This window comes from Asticcacaulis sp. YBE204 (assembly GCF_000495855.1).
Lineage (GTDB): Bacteria > Pseudomonadota > Alphaproteobacteria > Caulobacterales > Caulobacteraceae > Asticcacaulis.
In genome coordinates this window covers 125,696-145,112 of record NZ_AWGF01000011.1, presented here as the reverse complement: position 1 = coordinate 145,112, position 19,417 = coordinate 125,696, and the positions used below count along the sequence as shown (strand labels likewise).

Here is a 19,417-nt window from a genome sequence, read left to right as displayed (position 1 = left end):
CAGAAAAACCCGGCCGTGGCGACGGTCGGGTTTTTCTTTGCCTGTCGCGCAAAGAAAAACGCATCAGCCAAAAGGCGATGCGTCCAAAGTTTCAGGGAGGAAATGTCGGCCGAAACGGAACTGCCAGTAATGGCGGATCAGGTTCGAGGGCTGGGGGGCTGTTCAGGGGTGAACCTGACCGGACCGATCCGACCGACAAGACCGTTTTATAAAGCAAAGGCGGCGGCGAAAGGGCGGAAATAAGGTCTTATTGCGGTGCAATCGTTTCTTTCCGATAAGTGGCCCGCAGGACATAGTTTTACGGATTTGACGCCTGTCGCATAAGGATTTTGACTTGCCGGGAGCCCGCGGCGGGCGCTTAATCGCGGTCTGATGTATGAGGTTCAGCATGAGTTTTCAGGACCACGGATCAAGCTTCCAGCCGTCGGGCGCGACGGTTTTCTTCGAGCGCCGCGAACTGGAGTTGATCCTTCGATTGTACGGGCAGAAGGTCGCGGCGGGCGACTGGCGCGACTACGGCATCGATAGCCTGTCGGACGCGGTGGCTTTCAATATCTTCCGGCGCACGGGTGAAGCTCCCGTCTACCGCATCGAAAAACGCCCGGCCCTGAGCCGCAAGCAAGGGGCCTTTGCCCTGTTCAACCAGAACGGCCTGATCCTCAAACGCGGCCACGAACTGGCCCCGGTGCTGGCCTTTCTCGACAAGAAAAAGTTCGACGTCATCTAACAAAAAACCCGCCGGAGTGATCCGGCGGGTTTTCGTCTTGGTTGTTACCTTCGTTAGCGGCGGTCGCCCATCAGACGCAACAAGAAGGTGAACAGGTTGATGAAGTCCAGATACAGCTCTAGAGCGCCGAAAGACGTGGCGACATTCATCTTCGCTTCGCTACCGCCCAGCTGATAATAGATGCTTTTCAGCTTCTGCGTATCGTAGGCAATCAGGCCCGCAAAGATCACCACGCCGGCCAGCGAAATGATGAAGTCGAACATCGAGTTTTGCAGGAACATGTTGACGATGCTGGCAACGATCAAGCCAATCAGCGCCATGATCAGGAATGAACCCATACCCGACAGGTCTTTCTTGGTGGTATAACCGACAAGGCTCAGGCCACCGAAGGCGATGGCCGTGACGGCGAAGACCTGAGCTATAGAGCCGAGATCGTAAACGATGAACCAGACGGCACCGGAGATACCGAAAGCGGCGACGATGAACCAATAAACGAATGCTGCCATGCCCGGAGAAATGTTTTTAATAAACATGGTGCCGAGCAGCAGGGCCAGAGGCGCGAACCTAGCTATAATGCCCAGCAGCGTAAAGCCCGTCAGAGCGCCCGTGGCATCGTGCGTGAAAAAGTATTGTGTAACCGGTGGGTAGAAGGCGACGGTCCACGCCAGAGCACCGGTGATCAGCAGGCCAAGGCCCATCTTGTTGTATACGCCAAGCATGAAGCTGCGCAGGCCCTCATCGCGTGACATGTCCATCGAAGGCGCGTCGGGCGTCGTATAGCGGCTGAAGTCGTTCATTATCTGTATTCCCCTGTGGAATAACCGCGCTGACGGCGCGAGATTGACCCTAATATGTGGTATGACGAGGCCGCTGGCAAGGCGGCGTGAGTCAAGTTACAGCGCATTTAATTCCTGCAAAGGATTGCGCGTCCCTGATTACTCTCATTTGATGCGTTAACGCTGTTCCGAAAGGGTCCGATGTCCGTTCACACGCCTTTGCGCTCCGTTTTGTTCGTACCCGCCGCCAGTGAAAAGGCGATGGCCAAGGCCGCAAGCCTTGTTTGCGACGCGATCATCTTCGATCTGGAGGACTCCGCCGGAGCGGAGGAGAAAGAGTCAGCCCTCGCGCGGTTGGTTGCGACGCTGGAGACGAGCGGGTTTGCGGCACCGGTGATCTGGGTACGCATAGATGCGTTGGCCGTGCCGGTGACAGAAGTGTTGAAGCCATTTCTTGGCCACAGGGTTCATGGGCTGGTCGTGCCGAAAGTATCATCTGCCCGCGATCTCAAAGGCCTGCCCGATGTGCCGCTGTGGGCGATGATCGAAACGGCGCGCGGTGTGGTCAATCTGAAAGAGATTTGCGAAGCGCCGGGTCTGGCGGGTCTGATCGTCGGGCCCAACGACCTGCGTGCGGATCTGCGCGTGGCGGCGACGGGGGGGCGCGCTGAAATCGCCACGGCCCTGTCGCAGGTCGTGCTGTACGCACGGGCCTATGGTCTGGACGTGATCGATGGCGTTTATAATAATTTCCGCGACGAAGACGGCCTGCGCGCCGAATGCGCACACGGCAAGGCGCTGGGTTTCGACGGCAAGACCCTGATCCATCCGGCGCAGATCGCGATTACCGAAGCGGTCTTTTCACCGTCGAACGCGCAGTTAAGCTGGGCGCGGGACGTGGTGGCCGTGTTCGACGCACCGGAAAATGCGGGCAAAAGTTTAGTCGCGTTGGACGGTGAGATGGTCGAGCTTATGCACCTCGCCACGGCGCGGCGGTGGTTGGGGATACAAGAAAAGATTTGACCACGAAAAACACGAAACGAAGTTTCGTGCTTTTCGTGGTCAAATCTTTCTTACTTCGCCTTCGCCGCCACGTCGAACAGGGCGCGCTTCATTACCTGATAGAGATAGGCCGACTCGACCGTCGAGCGGATCAGATAGGCCTGAGGCCCTGAGGCGTAGACCGGCACGTCTTCGCCGCCGTGGGCCGCCGACGGCATCTTGGTCAGGGACGGGTTGGTGAAGTCGGGGTTTTGCGTCTCGGCGGCGGTGAGTTCGCCTTCGTGGTCGTGACCGCCGGGGCCGGTCGCGTAGCTGAGGATCGAATAGACACCGCCGGTCTTATCCTTGGCCACGCCGTCGACCGGGGTTTCGCGCGAGGCGTAGCCCGACAGGACAAGGCCGTGGCTGTGGTCGGCGGTGATGATGATCAGGGTCTCTTCCGGGTTGGTCTTCGCCATCGCCACGCTGACGGCCTGGGCCAGTTCGTCGACATCGGTCAGGGCGCGGTGGGCGTTGTTCTTATGGTGCCACTTGTCGATCGAGGCCGATTCGACCAGCAGGAAGAAGCCGTCCGGCTCGCGGCTCAGCAGGTCGATGGCTTTATCGGTCATGTTCGCCAGCGTCGGCACGTCCTGCGGGTGATCGACCGGCGACGGCAGGTCGCCCTTCGAGAACAGGCCCAGCACCGGCCCTGCTGTGCGCGTATCGAGCGCGTCGAGCGCCGCCTTGCCGGTCAGGAATTTCGCGTTCTTTTGCTTCAGCCACTGCGCGGTCAGGTCGCGACCGTCCTTGCGCTCGCCGCCTTTGGTTTCCGGCAGGAAGGCTTCGAGGTCGCCGCCCATGGCCACGTCGAGGCGCACGGCTTCCGGCGCTTCGACCAGTTGGCGGGCCAGATCAACGCAACCTTTGGCCACCGCTTCCGCCGGCAGGTCGCCGTCCGCGCGCCAGCCGCGCGTCGAGGTGTGGCCGTAGGTGCCCGCAGGCGTCGCGTCGGTGATGCCTGAGGTCGTCACGGCACCGATGGAACGACCGCTCAGCTTGGCCTGTTCGGCGATGGTCTGGACGTGCGTGGCCGCGTCAGCGCAGACGCCGCCCTTGACGGTGTCGTCGACGCCGATGCCGCCGTTAATCGTCTTGAAGCCGGTGGTGATCGCCGAAATGCCGTTGGCCGAGTCGGTGACCAGATTGTTGCTCGAATAGGTCTTGGAAAACGCCGTATAGGGCAGGGCTTCGAACGACAGGACGTAGGACGCGCCGTCCTTGCCCTTCATTTGCCCGGCGAAGATGCGCCCGGCGGTGACCGAATTGATGCCCATGCCGTCGCCGATGAACAGGATGACGTTTTTCGCGCGGCCCGTATTCGGCGCGCGCTTCAGCGCGGCCTCGACGGCAGCTTTTTGCGCGGCGTAGTAGGGCGAGGTCTTGTCGGGCACCGTTTGCGCTATCGCCGACATCGGCAGGAGAAGCGAGGAGGCCAGCAGACAAAGCGCGCGCAGGGACATGGGACACCATTGGATAATAGAGGTGTCCGTGGTTTAGGCCCGCCTCGTGACAGGGCCTTGACGCATCGATGACGCTAAGGTGACGTCTCGAAGCACGCCACTCTCTCCTCCCTGCGGCTCTGCCGTGGGGAGGTGCCGAAACGCGCAGCGTTGAGGCGGAGGGGGATTGCGCCAAACGGACAAGCTTGCGGCAAATGTTCGGAGTCATCCCCCTCCGTCAGTCTGCTTCGCAGCCTGCCACCTCCCCACTTCGTAGGGAGGAGGGAGTACGTCTAACTGCTGTCTAGTTTTCGACCTTTTCCAGATAGGTCTCCGAACGCATTTCCTCTAGCCGCGACACAGTGCGCTCGAATTCGAACGCGCCATCGCCCGACGGGTAGAGCTTCGCCGGTTCGGCGGCCGCCAGCGCCACCAGCTTGACACCGGCCTCGTACAGCGCGTCGATCAGGGTGACGAAGCGTTTGGCCTCGTTACGTTTTTCCGGCCCCAGTTCCGGGATGTGTTCGATAAACACCGTCGTGAAGCGCTCGGCGATGGCCAGATAGTCCGCCGACCCGTTATTGGCGGCGCAAAGCTCGGCGAAACTGGTCCGCAGCAACGGCCCGCAGGTCGCTTTGAACACCAGCTTGCGCTCGTTGACGCTCAGTTGCGTGGTGACGACCTTGCTGTGATGGGTCATGGCTTGCCACAGGGCCTCGAACCCGGCCTGAGCCTTCGTGTCGCTATCGGGCGAGAAATAGACCTGAGCCCCGCGCAGACGGTCGAGGCGGAAATCCTTCGGCCCCTTGATCTGGTGTACCGTCATCCGTTCGCGGATCATGGTGATGAACGGCAGGAACAGGTCGCGGTTGAGGCCGTTTTTGTACAGTTCTTCCGGCGCGCGGTTCGACGTGATGACGATGGTCACCTTGTGCGCGAACAGGGCCTCGAACAGCCGCCCCAGGATCATGGCGTCGGCGATGTCGGTGACCTGAAGCTCGTCGAAACAGAGCAGCTTCGATTCCGAGGCGATCAACTTGGCGATCGGCGCGATCGGGTCGTCGCCCTTGTTGGTGCCGAACTGCGCCTGACGGTCCTTGGCCGTGCCCTGCCGCCAGAGCTGAACCAGTTCGTGGACCTTGGCCATGAAGGCGTGGAAATGGATGCGGCGCTTGGAATTGAACGACACTTGCTCGTAGAACAGGTCCATCAGCATCGACTTGCCGCGCCCCGGCGGTCCCCAGAGGTAGAGCCCCAGCGGCTTTGCGCCGCCGAACACTGCGTTCAGCATCCCCCCCGACGCCTTAAGGTCGCGCTCAAGCTGGCACAGGACCTCGACGGCCTCGGCCTGAGCCGGGTCGGCGGTGATTTCTCCCATTTTGACGAGGCGGCGATAGGCGGATTTGACGGCGCTGGGCATGACGAGGGCTGAAATACACGGAAATGTGATGTGAAATCGACGCTCAAAATATAAGGATTCAATGTGAAAAAATAAAATTCTCAACCTTGAGCAGGGCCAAACTAGCAGAAAAACCGCACCATGAGGTTAAAAATTTGCTGCGGCTGCGTAAGGCATCAAGGCCTTATTGTGGCAGGGTTTGCGGCGAGACGCAGGGAAATCTGCTTGGCGACCTGCACGCCGTGGGCTGCTGCCGTGGTCACGCACGGGTGCCAGTAATCGGTCACTTCGCCGCAGGCCCAAAGGTTCGGCATCGACGTCTCGCCCTGACGGTTCACATCGACATAGCCATTTTCATTAGTGATGTGAAGGCCTTCGGGCAGGCTGGCCCGAAAGCCGTACATGACCCCGAAAACGTCGAAACCCTCGCCGTTGACGGTCATCTGGTCCTGATCGGCCTGATAAGGACCGATAACGACCCTGGCATCCGGTACAGACGCCTGCACCACGGCCTGGGCGCGGGGTGTCGTGCGTGCAAAGATCGTCACCGATTTTCCACCGCGTTGCAGCACGAAACGCGCCTGATCGAAGGCATTATCGCCGCCACCTAAAATTGCAATTTTTCGGTTGCCAACCGTTATATTTTCCATAGGGTGGCCAGGTCCGATCGCCACGCAATCGCTTGGCAGAAAAGGACCTGCGTTGGGTTTGGTTCCGGTTGCAACAATAAGATGTTTTGTCAGTACACGCGTGGTTCCGAAGGTAACCTCATAACCTTCAGTGCTCGGACGAATAGTGCCGATGCGCGTTTGCAAAAGGTGCGGCACGCCCGCCGTCACGATGTGCCTATGCAGGGCCTCGGCCACCTGCTCACCCGTGCGGCCCGTAACTCCCGGAATCCACAGGTTTTCGTACGGACTGCGCCGTTGCAGGCCGCCCAACCGGTCGCTGGCTTCGACCAGCAAAACCTCGACGCCCAGCTTATGCAGCCACAGGGCGCAGGCGCAGCCCGCCGGGCCGCCACCGATGATCAGAGCCTCAAGATTTTTCGTGATCGGAGAGTTAAGCGTTTCCATGTGCTCATCCATAAGCGAAACCCCTTTTCTGGCAAGGTCTTTGCAGGAAAACTATAAGGCCTTGTTCATCTTTGAATAAGACCTATATGAGATTAAGTGTAACAATGGGATACGAAGCGTGAGTCTGTTCGATATCCCTCGGGAAGGAATAAACCAGTGAAGTTGTTGTGCGTAGAAGACAATTCGACCCTGCGGAAGATGATCGACCTGATGCTGTCGGCGACGGGCGTTCATGTGGAGTTCGCGGCCAATGGCCGTGAAGCGGTCGAGGCCTATGAGGTGAGCGAGTACGACGCCATCCTGATGGACATGGAAATGCCCGTCATGGACGGCCTTGCCGCGACCAAGGAAATTCGCCAGCTGGAATACGGTCATCATCTGGGCCATACGCCGATCCTGTTCCTCACCGGTAATGACGACCGCAGTGCGCTGGTCCACGGTCAGGAAGTCGGTGGCGACGGCCACCTGATGAAGCCCTTCACCCCTGAAGCCCTGTTCAATGCGTTGGATCGTGTCCTGCACATTCCGTCGGCCACCGGTTACGACGGCGGCATGGCAGCCCACGCCTGATTAAGTCAGGCTGATTCAACGACCTAGAAAAAAGCCGTTTTCCCGGATGGCTTTCTCTGATAAGGCACGGGCCGCTATGACCAGCGGCCCGTTTTTCATGCCGATTTACTTGCAGCGCATTCCGAAAAGTGTGCAGCGGTTTTCGGAATCAAATGCGCGGCAAAATAAAAATTTAACTTCAGGAGTGATTACGATGACCTATCGTGTCGCCGTTGTCGGCGCTACCGGCGCCGTGGGCCGTGAAATGCTGGCAACGCTCGAAGAGCTCGAATTTCCGATCAAGGAAATTTACGCCGTCGCGTCGCGCAAATCGCTGGGCGTCGAAGTCTCGTTCAAGAACGGCACCCTGAAGTGCGAAGACCTTGAGCAGTTCGACTTCACCAAGGTCGATATCGTCCTGATGTCGGCCGGTGGCGACGTGTCCAAGAAATGGTCGGAAAAGATCGGCAAGCTCGGTCCCATCGTCATCGACAATTCGTCGGCGTGGCGCATGGACCCCGACGTGCCTTTGATCGTGCCGGAAGTGAACCCGGACGCCATCTGGGACTGCAAGAAGAAAAACATCATCGCCAACCCGAACTGCTCGACGATTCAGATGGTCGTGGCGCTCAAGCCGCTGCACGACGCCGCCGTCGTCAAGCGCGTCATCGTCTCGACCTATCAGGCGACCGCCGGCGCGGGCAAGGAAGGCATGGACGAACTTTGGGATCAGACCAAGGCCGTCTTCGTCATGGGCGACGTGCCCGCCAAGAAGTTCACCAAGGAAATCGCCTTCAACGTCATTCCGCACATCGACGTCTTCATGGAAGACGGTCAGACCAAGGAAGAGTGGAAGATGAAGGTCGAGACCAAGAAGATCCTCGATCCGAATATCGAAGTCTTCGCGACCTGCGTCCGCGTGCCGGTCTTCGTCGGCCATTCCGAGTCGATCAATGTCGAGTTCGAGAACCCTCTCAGCGAAGACGAGGCGCGTGAAATCCTGCGTGAAGCGCCGGGCATCGCCGTCATCGACAAGCGCGAAAACGGCGGCTACGTGACGCCGAAAGAGTGCGTCGGCGAATTCGACACCTTCGTATCGCGAATCCGTACCGACCCGAGCGTGCCGAACGGCCTGGCCTTCTGGTGCGTCTCGGACAACCTGCGCAAGGGCGCGGCGCTCAACGCCGTGCAGATTGCACAGCTTCTCGACGAACGCGGGGTTCTGACGCCAGTGGATGCTTAAGGTCACTCACACAAAGTGATCCTTTTCAACCGGCGGAACCCCAGGTTCCGCCGGTTTTTCATTGCCGTGTCACCACGCTTCGTTAGGAAGTAAAAATTGAAACCAGCAGGTTCTTCTACTCCCCCGGCGCGCCGGGGGAGGTGGCGCGCGAAGCGTGACGGAGGGGGGCTCGCGTAGGATTTTAACGGGCACCGGGCGTGTTGAAACGCCCCGAGCCCCCACCACCGCATCTAGCTTGCTCCGCAAGCGTCGTGCGGTCCCCCTCTCCGGTACACCGGGGAGGTATAAGGATGTAACCATGTCGACCGCCTCTGGCCTACCGACCACACCATCGCAACCCTTCTTCGCCTCGCCCATCGGGCTGGCGGTACTGTGCTACGCCGTCTGGGGCTTCGCGCCGCTGATCTATCTGCCGATGAAGCATTTCGGCGCCGAACCGCTGGAGATCATGGCGCACCGTTCGTTGTGGGCGGTTCTGTGGTCAGGCGGGCTGGTCCTGATCACGAAGCAGTTCCCCGAAGTCGTGCGTATTTTCCTCAATCCGAAGGTCGCCCTGACCTTGCTGATCGCTGCCCTGATGATCGCCATCAACTGGGGCGTCTTCGTCTGGGCGGTAACCCACGGCCATACGATCGAGTCGGCGCTGGGCTATTATCTCAACCCGCTGATCAACATGGCGGCAGGCGCCTTGCTGTTCAAGGAACGCCTCGACAATTACGGTAAGGCCGCCATCGGGCTGGCCGTCGTTGGTGTGGGCGTTCAGGCTGCGGCGCTTGGGCACGTGCCCTACATCGCCCTGACTCTGGCGGTGAGCTTCGCCACCTACGGCATCATCCGCAAGCAACTGGCCGTCTCGGCGCTGGCCGGGTTATTCGTCGAGTGCGTGTTCCTGTTCATCCCGTCGATTGTCTATCTGGTGTGGTTCGAAGGGCAGGGCGCGGGCCATTTCTTCGACGCGCCGATGAATGCCTTCTGGTTCGCCCTGACCGGCCCGGTGACGGTGCTGCCGCTGTTCCTGTTTTCCTACGTGGCGCGGCGGCTGCCGTTATCGACCATGGGCTTCATTCAGTTTCTGGCGCCGACCATCGCCTTCTTTATAGGCCTGTTTCAGGGCGAGCTGTTTACGCCGCTGCGGGCGCTGTCGTTCGTCTTTATCTGGGGCGGGGCGCTGGTCTTTGCCTTCGGTGCCTGGAGGCGCGCAAAGGCCATGCGGGTGGCCTGACTCCCTCCTCCCTATCGAGCCTTTGGCGAGATGGGGAGGTGGCAGGACGCGCAGCGGACTGACGGGGGGGGCGACGAAGTCGCTGAATCGTCAGCCTCGGTGCATGTAGTTTGAAACGGAGGCATCCCCCTCCGTCAGCATCGCCTTCGGCTCGCTGCCACCTCCCCATCGCTACGCGACAGGGAGGAGAAATTACAATGCCCCGTAAAACGCGTTGATCAGCCCCACCGGACGGGGATCGCCGATCAGGAAATGCGACTGCTTGTTCATCACATAGGCCATGCTGATGCGCGTATCGGGATCGGCCAGCACGCACGACCCGCCCCAGCCGCTGTGGCCGACGGTACGGGCGTTCGGACCGTAGATGTTGATCCCCTTGTTGCGCAGGAACCCTGCCCCCCACGACAGGTCGAACGGCAGGACGCGGTCGCGGCCATAGACGCGTTCCTTCGTCGCGTCATTAAGCGTCTTTTCGGACAGGATCGCCTTGCCCTGAAGCTGGCCACCATTGGCGACGACCTGCATCAACTTGGCCAAAGCCTCCGCTGTGGCGTGACCGTTGGCCGAGGGAATTTCCATCTGGCGCCAGTCGCCGGAACCCCGACCGGCCGGCGAGGAACCCTTGTCGAGGAAGGCGGCCTGCTTGATCGGATCGAGCGGGCCGAGGTCGGGCGCACGGGTCGGTTTCCACATTTCGGAGATACGCGGGAATTCGCTTTCCGGCGTGCCGATCATCAGGTCGAGTCCCAACGGCTCCGCAATCTCTTCGCGCAGCGCCGTCCCCAAGGTCCGGCCGTCGGCACGGCGAAAAATCTCGCCCAGCAGATAACCGATGGTGATCGGGTGGTAGCCGGAGCCTTCTCCGGGCGTCCATAACGGCGTCTGGTGGCACAAGGCGTCGAGCAGGGCCGGGATATCGAACCACGTGGCTGGATCGATCGGCGGACTGAACCCCGACAAACCGCCCTGATGCGAGATCAGTTGGCCCAGCGTGATGTTGTCCTTGCCTTTCTGTCCGAACTCCGGCCACAGCACCGAGACCTTGTAATTGTAGTCGAGCTTGCCCTGATCGACCAGCCACGCGATCATCAGCGCGGTCACGGCCTTGGTCGAGGAAAAGATCGGCGTCAGAGTCGTGTCGGTGAAGGGCATCGTGCCTTCGCGGTTGCTGACCCCGCCCCACAGGTCGAGAATGACCTCTTCCCCGCGCACCACGGTAAAGCGTGCGCCCTTTTCGGTGAGCCCTTCCGGTCCGTCAACGAAGTTCTGCGCGAAGCGGTCCTTGACCGCGGCGAATTTGGCGGGCGCGAAGCCGTGGATCTCGGTCATGCGGGGTCTCCGTAACACTTACAGTAGCTATAGGCGGCGCGGCGGATCAGGGCAACCGTTCTGCCATCGATTGCGCGGGGCCGACGCCGCAAAAAGGCCGCATTTGGCCGTGCTTTTGAGCCGCAAAATTGACAGGAGACATCCATGCGCCTTGCCGTTCCGACCATCGCTGCCTTTCTTGCCGTCGCCGTGCCTGCGGTGGCTCACGAAGGCCACGAAACCCACGCGGTGGCCACCGACACCGCGCTAAAAGCCGCCGTGGACGGCGCGTGGCGCACGGCGGAAAACAAGGACCGCGATCAATTCCGCCATCCGGTCGAAAGCCTGACCTTCTGGGGGCTTAAGCCCGGCGCGCAGATCGTCGAATACTATCCCGGCAACAAGGGCTGGTGGACCGAGATTCTGGCGCCCTACGCCTATAAGACCAAGGGTCGCTACACCGCTGTTCTGGGCAAGGTCGACGATCCGGCCTTCTGGGCCGAGGTCGCCGACAAATCCATCTACGGCGCCGTCAGCGCCTCGACGCTTGATGCCCTGCCGGCCAATGAGGCCGATCTGGTGCTCATTGCGCGCGCCTTCCACAACTGGGCACGGCAGGACGGTGCGACCGATCGCCAACTCAACGCGGCGTTCAAGGCCTTGAAATCGGGTGGCATTCTGGCGGTCGAGCAGCATCGCGCGCCGGAAGGCTCGGACCCCAAGGCCGGGACGGGCTATGTGCCGGAATCCTACGTCATCGAAGCCGCCAAGAAGGCCGGGTTCGTCTTTGTTGGAAAGTCCGAGATCAACGCTAACGCCAAGGACACGCGCGACCATCCGTTCGGCGTGTGGACGCTGAAACCCATCCGCCGCAGCGAACAGGCGGGCCGGACGCTGACGGCAGACGAGCGCGCCAAGTACGACGCTATCGGCGAATCCGACCGCATGACGCTGACGTTCCGCAAGCCCTGATCGGTTTATTATAATCGTGCTGCGGAAGCCCATATTTACCTGATGAAACCACGCGCATGATCGTCCCATAACCACGGGAGCTGATCATGCGCGAACTCAAAACCACACTCACCTTTTCCTTGATGGGCCTCGGTCTGACCGGCGGCCTGATCCTCGCGCTCATGGTAACGCTTCCGTAGAATTTGATCGTCAGTCCAAAAGCGATTGACGATTAAATTTAAAGAACATATCATGAACAATTATGAAAAAGAGTTTGCGTGAACGTCTTGCTGTTTTGTCCGATGCCGCCAAATACGATGCCTCGTGCGCCTCATCGGGAACATCGAAACGCGACTCGTCGAAATCCGGCGGTTTAGGCTCGACCGAAGGTTCCGGCATCTGCCACGCCTATGCGCCGGATGGGCGGTGTATCTCGCTACTCAAGATATTGATGACCAATTTCTGTATCTATGACTGCGCCTACTGCATCAACCGCTCATCCTCCAATGTAGAGCGGGCAAGGTTCACGCCGGAAGAGGTCGTCTGGCTGACGCTGGAGTTTTATCGCCGCAACTATATCGAAGGCCTGTTTCTCTCATCGGGGATCATCCGCGATTCCGACTATACGATGGAGCAGATGGTGCGCATCGCCCGCGACCTGCGCGTGAAACACAATTTCCGCGGCTATATCCACCTGAAAACCATTCCCGAAGCCTCGGCCAAGCTGATCGAGGAGGCCGGATTGTTCGCCGATCGGTTATCGATCAATGTCGAATTGCCGACCGATGCCGGGGTAGAAAAGTTTGCCCCGCAAAAGCATCCGGCCAATATTCGTCGCTCGATGGGGGCGCTTAAAATCAAGATTGATGAATTGTCCGAGCCTACCCACACCAAACGTCGCAAGCGTTTCGTGCCGGCGGGACAGTCAACCCAGATGATTATCGGCGCCGAACCGACATCGGATGCCACTATATTGAAATCAAGTGCCGGACTCTATTCGAATTTCAGTTTACGCCGCGTCTATTACTCGGCCTTCTCGCCAATACCCGATGCCTCCAAGATATTACCTTTGACCAAACCGCCGCTGGTGCGTGAACACCGCCTGTATCAGGCCGACTGGCTGTATCGCTTCTACGGCTTCGGCATGGATGAAATTACCGCAGGGAAAGTGGACGGTATGCTGGAACTCAACATTGATCCGAAACTGTCCTGGGCCTTGTCGAACCGCGACCGCTTCCCCGTCGATATCAACCGCGCCGACAAGGAGATGCTGCTGCGCGTGCCTGGTTTCGGCGTCAAGACGGTGATGTCGATTCTGATGGCGCGCAAGCACCGGCGACTGGGGCTCGACGATCTGGGGCGGCTGAAGGTCTCGATCAAGAAGGTCAAGGCCTTTATCGAGGCCGCCGGCTGGACGCCGGTCAGTCTGATCGATCGCGGCGACCTGCGCGATATGTTCGCCCCGCCACCGGAACAGTTGGTGTTGTTGTAGCAGGTGCCGACCCCTGCACCCGAAATTTGGTGTCATGAAAATAGAGTTGAGAGCCCGTGGTGAGTTTACCGAATGGCGCGATGCGGCGCGTGAAGCGCTGTGCGCGGGTGTGCCGCCCCGCGATATCGACTGGAATGCACAGGGGGGTGAGCACGGGTTGTTTGATGATCTATCCCCCTCTCCCCCGTGGGGTATAGCGCCCGCGAAAGTACAGCTTTCGCCAGCGATGGGCTGGGGTGAGGGGGCTTCTGTAAGCGTTCTTGGGCCTCCCCCTCACCCGGCGCTACGCGCCACCCTCTCCCCAAAGGGGCGAGGGGAAATACGTGTTCCCCCCGCCTTCCTCACGCTCGCCGAAGCCGTGATCTGCCACTCGGACCCCGCGCGGTTCGACCTCGCCTATCGCCTGCTGTGGCGCTTGCAAACCGAAAAACATCTGCTCGGCGATGTGTCAGGCCCGGACATTGTGCGCGCCCATGCGATGCAGAAATCCGTCGGTCGCGACAGCCACAAGATGAAAGCCTTCGTGCGCTTCAAGGAACTGCCGGAAACCGGCGACCGTCGCCGCTTCATCGCGTGGTTCGAACCGGAACACTTTATCGTCGCCCGCGTGGCGCCGTTTTTCCAGCGCCGCTTTACCGATATGGACTGGATCATCGCCACGCCCAAAGGCTCGGCGGTATGGGACGGTGACACCCTGCGTACCTCCGACGAAGCGGCGGAAAAGCCGGAGATCGTCGATGACACCGACGACCTGTGGCGCACCTATTTTGCGCACATCTTCAACCCGGCCCGCCTCAAGGTGAAGATGATGCAGTCGGAAATGCCAAAGAAATACTGGAAAAACCTGCCCGAAGCCGAACTGATCCCCGACCTGATCCGCGACGCCGAACAACGCGTGCGCGACATGGCCGAACGCGAGGCGTCCAACTCCATGCCAAAATTCCACGCGGCTTTGCAGCGCCGGTCTTTCCCCTCGCCCCCACGGGGAGAGGGTGGCGCGTAAGCGCCGGGTGAGGGGGCTCTACGATAAGGCCTCCCGCAGCCACGCGGCATAATGGGCGCTGGCCCATTCGACACGGGTTGCCAGGATCTCCGGCACTTCGTAGCTATGCTCGGCCTCGATCAATGCCTCCAGCGCAAACAGTTTCGCGCTCACCGTCTTGGCCGTCAGCAATACCTCGTTGGTCGTCTCGATTTCGCCCTGCCAGCGATAGGTCGAACGGATCGGCGTCATCTGCACGCAAGCCGCCAGCTTCTGCACGACCAGCAGATGCGCCAGACGTTCGGCCTCCGCCTCGGTGGCACAGGTGGTGGATATGGTCAGGATATCGGTCATGCTCGAATCTTACGCCCGACCGCAAGACCGATCAAATATCGCTTTCGTGAAGGGTGCAGGATAGCCTCCACGCAAACCCGGAAACCTGTCGTGAGCCTGACCGCGAAACTCATCTGGTACGTTGAAAGCCGCCTTGGCCAACCGCTTAGCCTGTCGCAGGTCGCCCGTGCCCACGGCGTGTCGGCCTTTCATGTGACGCGGCTGTTCGCGCTGGCGACGGGCCGTCCACTAATGGCCTATGTCAGAGCGCGACGGTTGTCCGAAGCCGCCAAAGCACTGACAATCGACAGCGATATTCTGACGGCGGCGATCGGGGCCGGTTATGGCTCGCACGAAGCCTTTACCCGCGCCTTTCGCGCCGAGTTCGGTCTGACGCCCAGGGCCTGTTTGCACGACCCCGATACGATCCAACCCTTGTTAACGGAGGCCCTGCCTATGTCCGCCCTGACCTCAGACGATACCTTGCCGCCGCAAACCCCGCGCATCGAGCGCCTCGATGCTTTGACCGTTGCCGGTCTTAGCGGCACCTACGATTTCAGCAACTTCTCCGGCATTCCGGGCCAGTGGGCGCGCTTTCGCGACTATTTCGGCCATATCGACGGGCAGGTCGGCGGGTTGAGTTACGGTGTGTCCTATAATTATCGTCCTGAGGGCATCGACTATTTGTCTGGCGTCGAGGTCAGCGACACGGATAATCTGCCACCTGAATTTACGAGCGTGCCCCTGCCCGCCGGACGCTATGCGGTGTTCGAACATAGCGGTCACGTGTCGGGCATCTCAAAGACGTGGCGGACGATCTACGACGCCTGGCTGCCCGCCTCAGGCCTCAAGGTGCGCTACGACCCCAGCTTCGAGCGCATGGACGACCGCTTCGACGGTCGCACAGGAACGGGCGTGATCGAAATCTGGGTGCCGGTGGATTAGGTCTTAAGACCTCCAGATTTGCTCGCATTTATGGACGCGCCAGAAGCCCAGCGTCCTGACGAGATCGCACCTTTCGCCTATGCCGCTTTCACCGTCGCCGCTGGGGTTGCCGATGCTTAGATGGGCGTGAGTCGCGTCATCGTGCGTAGGCAGGTTGACATAGGGGCTGATGATAGTTGTTCCCTCGACGGTCGGCAGGGTTTCACGGTTCATCTCGGGATAGTGCCGGGATCGGTAGACGGTTTCACCCTCGATCGTCACCACCTTGCAACTTAGCCAGCGCGGCAGAAGTCCCAGACCGGCATAGGACTGATGGTAAACGAGGCTCATCATCACGCAGTCCTGTTCGGTTCTGGCGCGATAACCTGCGAGCTCGACCGGCAGGGATGGATCGTCAACCGGCACGATGAACGAAAAGCCCAGAAAGCCGAAGAGCAGGGCCAGAACGAGGGTTGTCGCTGTAATTTTAAGGCCTGACGTCATCTTGTCCCCGGTTGATGATGGTGTCGTGGCTAATCGTTCTACACACCCGCAGCAAAAACAAAACCCCGGATGGTTGTCCGGGGTTTGGGGTCTAATTTGTATTCTGCGAAACATCAGAAAGCCCGAAACTGGAGACGATATCATAATCGTCTTCGCCGTTTGCCGTGTAGCTCAGACGTCCGCCCTCATCCCGCACAAGTGTGAGGTGCATCCTGACCATACACAGGGCCAGACACAGAGCCTGTAGCGCGCTCCCGCCATGTACCTGCTGATCCGTGTAGTTCAGAGCGGGAATGCTTACCGGGCAAACCCATTCGCTGTCACCACCCTCAAAGGCATACGGCGTTCCGATCTCCACGATGACCTCGAAAGGGGTCTGGCCGGGATAGGCCGCATAAAGCCTCTCCCGTACCACCACCGTGTTCATCGGTCCGCGTGCCATTAATACCGGTAATGCTCGGGCTTGAACGGGCCTTCGACCGTGACGCCGATATAGTCGGCCTGTTCCGGGTTGAGGACCGTCAGCTTGGCCCCCAGCTTTTCGAGGTGCAGCAGCGCGACCTTTTCGTCCAGCTTCTTCGGCAGGGTATAGACCTGCTTGTCGTAGGCCTTGTTGTTCGTCCACAGCTCGATTTGCGCCAGCGTCTGGTTGGTGAACGAGGCCGACATGACGAAGGACGGGTGACCCGTAGCGTTGCCGAGGTTCACCAGACGGCCTTCGGACAGGATGATGATCTTCTTGGCGTCGGGGAATTCGACGTGGTGGACCTGCGGCTTGATCTCGTCCCACTTGTAGTTACGCAGGGCGGCGACCTGAATTTCCGAGTCGAAGTGGCCGATATTGCAGACGATGGCGTTGTGCTTCATCTCGCGCATGTGCTCAAGGCGCAGGACGTCCTTGTTGCCGGTGCAGGTGACGAAGATGTCGCCTTGCGCGGCCACTTCTTCGACCGTGCGAACTTCGTAGCCTTCCATGGCGGCCTGAAGGGCGCAGATCGGGTCGATTTCGGTGACGATGACGCGCGCGCCGCCGTTACGAAGCGAGGCCGCCGAGCCCTTACCCACATCGCCGTAGCCGAGAACGACCGCGACCTTGCCGGCCAGCATGACGTCGGTGGCGCGGCGGATGGCGTCGACCAGCGACTCACGGCAGCCATAGAGGTTGTCGAACTTCGACTTGGTGACCGAGTCGTTGACGTTGATGGCGGGGAAGGGCAGGTCGCCCTTTTGCGCCATGGCATAGAGGCGGTGGACGCCGGTGGTGGTTTCTTCAGACACGCCGATGATGGCGTCGCGGATTGCCGAATAGAAGCCCGGCTTTTCCTTCAGGTAGCGCTTCATGACCTTGTAGAGGGCTTCTTCTTCCTCGTTGGTCGGGTTGTCGAGGAGCGTGGCGTCCTTTTCGGCCTTGGGGCCGAGCACGGTCAGCAGCGTCGCGTCACCGCCGTCGTCGAGGATCAGGTTCGGGTAACCGCCGTCGTGCCACTCGAAGATCTTGTGCGCGTAGTCCCAGTATTCTTCCAGCGTCTCGCCCTTGATGGCGAAGACCGGCGTGCCGCGCTCGGCAATCGCGGCGGCGGCGTGGTCCTGCGTCGAGAAGATGTTGCACGAGGCCCAGCGCACTTCGGCGCCCAGCGCTTGCAGGGTTTCGATCAGGACGCCGGTCTGGATGGTCATGTGCAGCGAGCCGGCGATGCGCGCGCCTTTCAGCGATTGCAGCGGGCCGTATTCGGCGCGGGTCGCCATCAGGCCCGGCATTTCGCCTTCGGCGATATCGAGTTCCTTGCGGCCCCAGGCGGCGAGCGAGAGGTCTTTTACGATGAAGTCTTGAGCGGCCATTTGGGGTGCCTTCGCCTATATGGTTTCAGATGTTGCCGGTCTTATAGCGAGGTCGGCGGCGAAGTGCAATTGGGATATAAAGATATCTTTATATGAAATTTCTGATGCGAGATCGCTGACTTTGTAGTATGAACTATGTTCAATTTGAGGGCGGTCATGAAGAATAAGCGCATAAAGGGACTGATTATACTGGGGGTAGGGGTGGTTATGATCGCTGTGCCCTTCCTACTTACGGATTATGCTTTCAAACACTGGAGCGATAATGGTGCGGCGTTGATGTGGGTGTCGCCGTGGGGGCTCTTACTCCAATTTGGCATTTTCGGGGGGCTATTTGTTACGGGATGGGGACTTGTCTGGCTGTTCGGGTCTCGGTCCAAATAGACGTGTTATTTTGAAACTTGCCGACTAGTGTTTGACCAGTCTGCGCGATCCGGGCTAAACCGGCTATCTCCTCCCTACGAAGCGGGGAGGGGGACCATCAAGCGCAGCGCAGATGGTGGTGGGGTATTGCGGCGGTGCCGCCCCCTCCGTCTTTGCCGCTTCGCGCCAAATCCACCTCCCCATCTGCGCCCAAGGGCTTGATAGGGAGGAGAATAAGGGAATTACATGGCCGATACCGCGCATCCGTTCGTCACCGTCCGTCACGACTGGACCAAGGCGGAGATCGCCGCCCTGTTCGACCTGCCGTTCATGGAGCTGGTCTATCGCGCGGCCACCGTGCACCGGCAATATTTCGACCCCTCCGAAGTGCAGTTGTCGCAGCTCCTGTCGATCAAGACCGGCGGCTGTGCGGAAAACTGCGGCTACTGCTCGCAATCGGCGCACCATAAGACGGGTCTCAAGGCGTCGAAGCTGATGCCGGTCGATGAAGTTTTGACGGCCGCGAAGGCCGCAAAGGACGGCGGAGCGCAGCGTTTTTGCATGGGCGCGGCGTGGCGCGACCTCAAGGACCGAGACGTCCCCGCTCTGGCCGAAATGATTTCGGAAGTGAAGGCCTTGGGGCTGGAAACCTGTGCCACGTTGGGGATGATCACGGCGGATCAGGCGAAGTCGCTGAAAGACGCAGGCCTCGACTATTACAACCACAACCTCGACACCTCGCCGGAATATTACGCCGATGTGGTGACGACGCGGACCTATCAGGAGCGTCTCGACACGCTGGAGGCCGTACGCGAGGTCGGCATGAAGACCTGCTGCGGCGGCATCGTCGGTATGGGGGAATCACGCGCCGACCGGGCCTCATTCCTGCATCAGCTGGCGACGCTGCCCGCGCATCCGGACAGCCTGCCGATCAACAATCTGGTGCCGGTGTCGAACACGCCTTTGGGTGAATTATCCAAGGTGAAGGGTGGCGTGACGCCGGTCGAATTCGTGCGCACCATCGCCGTGGCGCGGATCGTCTGTCCGAAGTCGATGGTGCGTCTGAGCGCGGGTCGCAACGAGATGAGCGAGGAATTGCAGGCGCTCTGTTTCATGGCCGGGGCCAATTCGATCTTTGTCGGCGATCAGTTGCTGACCACGGCCAATCCCGAGCGCGGCACGGACGCGCACCTGATGCAGAGCCTCGGCCTGCGTCCGATGACGATGTAGTCTCCCTCTCCCCTATGGG

Annotated in this window: 19 protein-coding genes; 10 read left to right on the top strand and 9 right to left on the bottom strand. The window is 60.1% G+C overall.

All coding sequences use genetic code 11. The annotated features are described in order from the left end of the window. The first annotated feature begins 388 nt into the window (after window positions 1-388). Window positions 389-727 carry a DUF2794 domain-containing protein gene (locus AEYBE204_RS33765; RefSeq protein ID WP_023463028.1) on the top strand — a complete coding sequence of 113 codons (339 nt, stop codon included), beginning with the start codon at window positions 389-391 and terminating at the stop codon, window positions 725-727. 53 nt (window positions 728-780) lie between these two features. Here AEYBE204_RS33765 and AEYBE204_RS33760 read toward each other — a convergent pair whose 3' ends face one another. Continuing rightward, window positions 781-1,524, bottom strand: a complete 744-nt coding sequence (locus AEYBE204_RS33760; RefSeq protein ID WP_023463027.1) for a Bax inhibitor-1/YccA family protein — start codon at window positions 1,522-1,524, stop codon at window positions 781-783. Between the two features lie 180 nt (window positions 1,525-1,704). On the opposite strand from AEYBE204_RS33760, the gene AEYBE204_RS33755 reads away from it, so the two are divergent. Then, window positions 1,705-2,526 (top strand): CoA ester lyase, encoded by an 822-nt coding sequence (locus tag AEYBE204_RS33755; protein WP_023463026.1) that lies wholly within the window; start codon window positions 1,705-1,707, stop codon window positions 2,524-2,526. A gap of 50 nt (window positions 2,527-2,576) precedes the next feature. On the opposite strand, the gene AEYBE204_RS33750 is transcribed toward AEYBE204_RS33755, so the two are convergent. The 3 genes from AEYBE204_RS33750 to AEYBE204_RS33740 form a co-directional block, all read right to left on the bottom strand. After that, entirely contained in the window at window positions 2,577-4,007 is a 1,431-nt protein-coding gene (locus AEYBE204_RS33750) for an alkaline phosphatase (protein ID WP_023463025.1), read from the bottom strand. A 283-nt stretch (window positions 4,008-4,290) separates the two neighbouring features. Beyond that, a complete protein-coding gene (zapE, locus tag AEYBE204_RS33745; RefSeq protein WP_023463024.1) occupies window positions 4,291-5,406 on the bottom strand; it encodes a cell division protein ZapE in 1,116 nt (371 codons plus the stop codon). Between the two features lie 155 nt (window positions 5,407-5,561). Then, window positions 5,562-6,461: an NAD(P)/FAD-dependent oxidoreductase gene (locus tag AEYBE204_RS33740; protein WP_031231022.1), complete on the bottom strand. Its 900-nt coding sequence runs from the start codon at window positions 6,459-6,461 to the stop codon at window positions 5,562-5,564. Between the two features lie 156 nt (window positions 6,462-6,617). Here AEYBE204_RS33740 and AEYBE204_RS33735 point away from each other — a divergent pair, with 156 nt between their 5' ends. The 3 genes from AEYBE204_RS33735 (at window position 6,618) to rarD (ending at window position 9,475) form a co-directional block, all read left to right on the top strand. Further along, window positions 6,618-7,031, top strand: coding sequence for a response regulator (locus AEYBE204_RS33735; protein ID WP_023463022.1), 414 nt, complete (start codon window positions 6,618-6,620; stop codon window positions 7,029-7,031). A gap of 193 nt (window positions 7,032-7,224) precedes the next feature. Next, complete coding sequence (locus tag AEYBE204_RS33730) at window positions 7,225-8,253, top strand: aspartate-semialdehyde dehydrogenase (protein WP_023463021.1); 1,029 nt, start codon at window positions 7,225-7,227, stop codon at window positions 8,251-8,253. 298 nt (window positions 8,254-8,551) lie between these two features. Continuing rightward, a complete protein-coding gene (gene rarD, locus AEYBE204_RS33725; protein ID WP_023463020.1) occupies window positions 8,552-9,475 on the top strand; it encodes an EamA family transporter RarD in 924 nt (307 codons plus the stop codon). Window positions 9,476-9,667: 192 nt separating this feature from the next. Here the strand turns inward: rarD and AEYBE204_RS33720 are convergent, their stop codons facing one another. Next, entirely contained in the window at window positions 9,668-10,804 is a 1,137-nt protein-coding gene (locus AEYBE204_RS33720) for a serine hydrolase domain-containing protein (RefSeq protein WP_023463019.1), read from the bottom strand. Window positions 10,805-10,948: 144 nt separating this feature from the next. Here AEYBE204_RS33720 and AEYBE204_RS33715 point away from each other — a divergent pair, with 144 nt between their 5' ends. From AEYBE204_RS33715 to AEYBE204_RS0120550, 3 genes are all read left to right on the top strand, one after another. Beyond that, window positions 10,949-11,755 (top strand): class I SAM-dependent methyltransferase, encoded by an 807-nt coding sequence (locus AEYBE204_RS33715; RefSeq protein ID WP_023463018.1) that lies wholly within the window; start codon window positions 10,949-10,951, stop codon window positions 11,753-11,755. Window positions 11,756-11,996: 241 nt separating this feature from the next. Continuing rightward, window positions 11,997-13,226 carry a putative DNA modification/repair radical SAM protein gene (locus AEYBE204_RS33710; protein WP_023463016.1) on the top strand — a complete coding sequence of 410 codons (1,230 nt, stop codon included), beginning with the start codon at window positions 11,997-11,999 and terminating at the stop codon, window positions 13,224-13,226. A 319-nt stretch (window positions 13,227-13,545) separates the two neighbouring features. Further along, complete coding sequence (locus tag AEYBE204_RS0120550) at window positions 13,546-14,229, top strand: TIGR03915 family putative DNA repair protein (RefSeq protein WP_255346437.1); 684 nt, start codon at window positions 13,546-13,548, stop codon at window positions 14,227-14,229. Window positions 14,230-14,247: 18 nt separating this feature from the next. Here the strand turns inward: AEYBE204_RS0120550 and cutA are convergent, their stop codons facing one another. Then, window positions 14,248-14,562 (bottom strand): divalent-cation tolerance protein CutA, encoded by a 315-nt coding sequence (gene cutA / locus AEYBE204_RS33705; protein WP_023463014.1) that lies wholly within the window; start codon window positions 14,560-14,562, stop codon window positions 14,248-14,250. A 90-nt stretch (window positions 14,563-14,652) separates the two neighbouring features. Between cutA and AEYBE204_RS33700 the strand changes: the two genes are divergently transcribed. After that, the gene (locus tag AEYBE204_RS33700; RefSeq protein ID WP_023463013.1) at window positions 14,653-15,486 is read left to right on the top strand and encodes an AraC family transcriptional regulator; all 834 of its coding nucleotides are present in this window, start codon (window positions 14,653-14,655) and stop codon (window positions 15,484-15,486) included. A 3-nt stretch (window positions 15,487-15,489) separates the two neighbouring features. On the opposite strand, the gene AEYBE204_RS33695 is transcribed toward AEYBE204_RS33700, so the two are convergent. The 3 genes from AEYBE204_RS33695 to ahcY all read right to left on the bottom strand — a co-directional run bounded on the left by AEYBE204_RS33695 (window position 15,490) and on the right by ahcY (window position 17,808). Next, complete coding sequence (locus AEYBE204_RS33695; protein ID WP_023463012.1) at window positions 15,490-15,969, bottom strand: hypothetical protein; 480 nt, start codon at window positions 15,967-15,969, stop codon at window positions 15,490-15,492. A 91-nt stretch (window positions 15,970-16,060) separates the two neighbouring features. Further along, window positions 16,061-16,396 carry a hypothetical protein gene (locus AEYBE204_RS33690; RefSeq protein WP_155908433.1) on the bottom strand — a complete coding sequence of 112 codons (336 nt, stop codon included), beginning with the start codon at window positions 16,394-16,396 and terminating at the stop codon, window positions 16,061-16,063. A gap of 14 nt (window positions 16,397-16,410) precedes the next feature. Then, window positions 16,411-17,808: an adenosylhomocysteinase gene (gene ahcY / locus AEYBE204_RS33685; RefSeq protein WP_023463010.1), complete on the bottom strand. Its 1,398-nt coding sequence runs from the start codon at window positions 17,806-17,808 to the stop codon at window positions 16,411-16,413. A gap of 606 nt (window positions 17,809-18,414) precedes the next feature. Here ahcY and bioB point away from each other — a divergent pair. Continuing rightward, a complete protein-coding gene (gene bioB, locus AEYBE204_RS33675; protein ID WP_023463008.1) occupies window positions 18,415-19,398 on the top strand; it encodes a biotin synthase BioB in 984 nt (327 codons plus the stop codon). The last annotated feature ends 19 nt before the right edge of the window (window positions 19,399-19,417 follow it).